The organism is Streptococcus mitis, from assembly GCF_946190065.1.
Classification (GTDB): Bacteria; Bacillota; Bacilli; order Lactobacillales; family Streptococcaceae; genus Streptococcus; species Streptococcus mitis_DE.
The window spans coordinates 1-3720 of record NZ_CAMHZD010000034.1 but is presented as its reverse complement, the minus strand read 5'-3'; the positions used below and the strand labels follow the sequence as shown (position 1 = coordinate 3720).

Here is a 3720-nt window from a genome sequence, read left to right as displayed (position 1 = left end):
CCTTGAGCTTGACCGCTATCAACCCATTGATTGGCATTTCCTAAATACGGATAAATTCCTATTCCAATCTGAGCAAAACGGTTATAGACATACCAAGTACAATTTCCTAGTGCATAGGCATTACCTGGATAACCTTGACCCTCTAGAATTGCTTGATCGGTAGGTAGACCATAAGGTAGCTTATCTTTATATTCTGATGGAACTTGCTTGCTAGAAACACCTGTCGAACCTCCTCCTTTATTTTTTAAGAAATTCAACCATTGACGGGCTGCAGATTGCCGTTCTAAAAGCTTATTTCCTGGGACTCCTAACCAAGCGTTCAAGAAGTCCTCCGCAAGAGTTTCTACGGAACCAGTTGAGGTTACAATTCTTCTGAATGCTACACGTCTAGTTGAATCATCTTCCTCCAGAAGAAATTTTGTTTGAACTTCTGCAGACCAAATATCTCCATTCACAGATTTTGCAAAATTCCACAATGCAAGAGCACGAGGGCCAGTAAATTGACCAATCCCAATTCCGATATAGTGTAAACCATTGACCAGGTACTCTTTTTTATTTAAACGTAGATTTGGATACATAGCTTGGAAAGCATCCCAGTTACCAACTAGATTTTCTGCAGTTGGCTCTTTAGCAATTTTATCAAACTGATTATTGGTTAGATAGTCTGTTTCATAGCGTTTAAAAGTTATGGAACTCTCAATATCAAATCCTCCCAAAACAGCTGCAATCCCTTCATCTGTTGCTTCTGGTATATTTTTTTTGATTGCATCAGCAAAAGCTCTCGCACGTTTTCCTTTCTCTCCAGATGTTTCAATACTGCTCACAACCGACGTTGCTTGTGTGTACTCTACACGCTGGAAGTAAAAGCCGACATTGACATAAGTCCAGCTCTTCTTGATATTCCCATCTTTATCTTTCTTGTTTGATCTATCAGGTTCTAGCTTTTGATAATAAACGGTTTGATTTCCTTCAGCAGCCACCTTTCCGATAATATCCCCAGACTTAACATGGTCTCCTGTTTTGTAACGAATCGTATCTACGTTCTTATACAGAAACTTGGAGTCCTGATCACTGATTTCTATGTCACTCCCCTTAACTTCAACTTTCCCATCTAAAACAGCTAACAGAGACTGACCTCCTGAAGCCTGCAAAACAGAGCCATTAAAAACTTCCGTCTTCGATTTATATCCAAAACGCTCAATAATCTGAAGAGGTGCTTGTGATTCAGGTTGTTCTTCTGTATAAAATGGATTATCTAGCTCTTGAAGCAACATATATTTTCCGCTATCTCTAGCAATTTCTAAGAGTTGTTTATACTCTTCTAGTTCGTCCTTATCAAGCTTATAGAGATTATTTTTGGTATAAAGCTCTTCCATCGTTTTAAGATTGTCTTTATCCCCATTCAAATTCTTCCATAAAGTGTCTAAGTACAGTTTTCCACGATTCTGTTGTGAAAAATATTTATTCCCGTCTATACGAAGCTTATCTGAAATATCATCATACTTATAATTCAAGTATAAAAGCGGATCGTCAATTTTTGTCCAATAATCTACCTTGTCATTCGATTTTTCACGATCTAGTTTTGAAAGATACAACCAGGTATCATTCATATCAAATTCATCTTGACGGGTAATTCCTGAACTACCGATACCAAGTATAGCCAGAAACAAAAGCAGACCAAAAGCAATCAGATAAGACTTTAAGCTAAATGGATTTTTGATAATAGCTTGAAGAGGTTTAGAACCTACACGGTAAAACTTCCTCGTTTTCTTAGCCACTTTCCCTGTTTTAGAAGCAGCCAAGCGTTTCTTATAATCCTGAATACGACGAGAGAGTTTTCCTTCCCAAGAAAATTCTCTTGGAGTTCGAGTGAAGCCCCTACCCTTAGCCTTATTGTAGACTCTATTTCCAAGGCTATAGCTCGATTTAACCATTCCTTGGCCAAGTTTACCACTATATTTCCCAATCGTTTTGATTCGTTTCCCTTGAATCTGAATATCCTGATATCGATATTTAGCTCGTGCTATATCTGATAGTGTATCATCCTGATGCGCAACAGAGCTAGCCTGTTGACTGGTTGATCGTTCTAGAGCCTGTTTCGTAGCACGGAACAGCTTCTTCTTGCGTGAACCACCATTAACCTCTTGAGCGACTTTAAAAGTTCTTTTAGAAGTTTTTTTCTCCAGTTTCGCCTTATCTAATTCCTGCTTAAGAAAGTCCTGCTTTTTAATTTCTTCTGGACGAAGTGTCTTTCCTTCTTTTCCAAGATTTCTTCTTTGTTTCTGGATATTCTTGTACTCTTTTTGTATTTTCTTGACCTTGTTCTTAGAAGCTCGAAATTGGCTACGACTTTTCTTTACCAACTGACGTTTAGAGTGAGTCTGAGATTGTAGCTTCGTAAGTTGTTTTGCGCTATCTTGTTGAACCGTTCTGTAATTCTTACGAACTTTTTCTAGCTTTCGATCTAACCTATGACCGATTGTTTTTGGTCTGCTTTTCTCCTGATCCATAGTGAGACTCCTAAGCGTCTGTTGCGACTAAGTTATACAACTTAGTATTCTTTGGTATTGGATTTTCAAAAGGTACCACAACTGGCCCAGCTACGATTAAGCCAGTACCTTTAGCTTTTGGCCGTGCTAAGTAGCGAATCTGTTTATCAGTCAGATTGACAATCTCTTTTAGGATAGCCAAATCTTGAGGTTTTTGTTTGAGTAAAATCATAAACTCACTATTTGAAAGCAATTTCCGACCCTCTTCAACAGCAGCTAGCGTTTCTACGTTCTGGGTGATTCCTGTTGGAATCGCACCATATTTCCGAATTCGTGAATACAACGTAGTAAAGAAGTCTGCTTGAGCCTTGTTTTTAAATAGAATCTGCATCTCATCAAAGTAAACCCATGTAGTACATTTCCCTTGATTCTCTACAATTTGATTCCAGATATAATCCTGAATCACCATCAAAGCGAACGGCTTCAACTTATGAGACAACTTCTTCAGATTAAAGATAACAAAGCGATGATTGAGATCCACGTTGGTATTGTGAGCAAAAATATCCTGAGAACCAGTTGTATAGGTCTCTACTGCTAAAGCTAAGTCTTGTGCTTCGGGTTCGGGTTGTTCTTTCAAGACCTGGTGCCACTCTTTTAATGTTGGGGTAAAATTCTCCGTCAAATAGCGTTCGTAAGTCACACCTGTCACTCGGTCAATAATCCCAATCTGGGCATCTGTTACCTCTGACAGAATCGACTCAAACAATCCCATCAGTAAGTTAGCCTTATCTCCAATCGGATCGTCATCCTCATCGTCCAAACGCTCCAAGTCTGGTAAATCTAAAAGATTGATATGTGTTTTAGAACCAATCGAAATATCCACCATCTGAGCACCGAAAGCACGGCCAATATCAGAATATTCATCTTCGGGATCCACAATGATTACTCGATCTTCTGGGTATTTCAGCAAAGTCGGAATGACTTCTCCACCCTTAATCGTAGTAGATTTACCAGAACCAGAGGAACCAAGTACAACACCTGAACCCGTATTCAGATCACGTTTTCGATCTAGTGTAATGATATTGTTTGATAACTGATTTTGGCCATAATAACGAGCACGTGAGCTTTCAGACTTCAAGTCCATGTTGGTAAAAGGAACTTGCGTAGCAATATTAGCTGTAGTCATCTTTCTCATGAAATTCTTTTTCACATTTACGAAGCACTCACCGAT

At 38.8% G+C, this 3720-nt stretch carries 2 protein-coding genes; both read right to left on the bottom strand.

From position 1 onward, the window contains the following. The coding region (locus tag OCF96_RS09740) for a phage tail tip lysozyme (protein WP_261447040.1) at positions 1-2510 on the bottom strand (2510 nt) is incomplete at its 3' end. Positions 2511-2520: 10 nt separating this feature from the next. Beyond that, on the bottom strand, positions 2521-3720 hold a 1200-nt coding region (locus OCF96_RS09735; protein ID WP_261447039.1), incomplete at its 5' end, for a VirB4-like conjugal transfer ATPase, CD1110 family.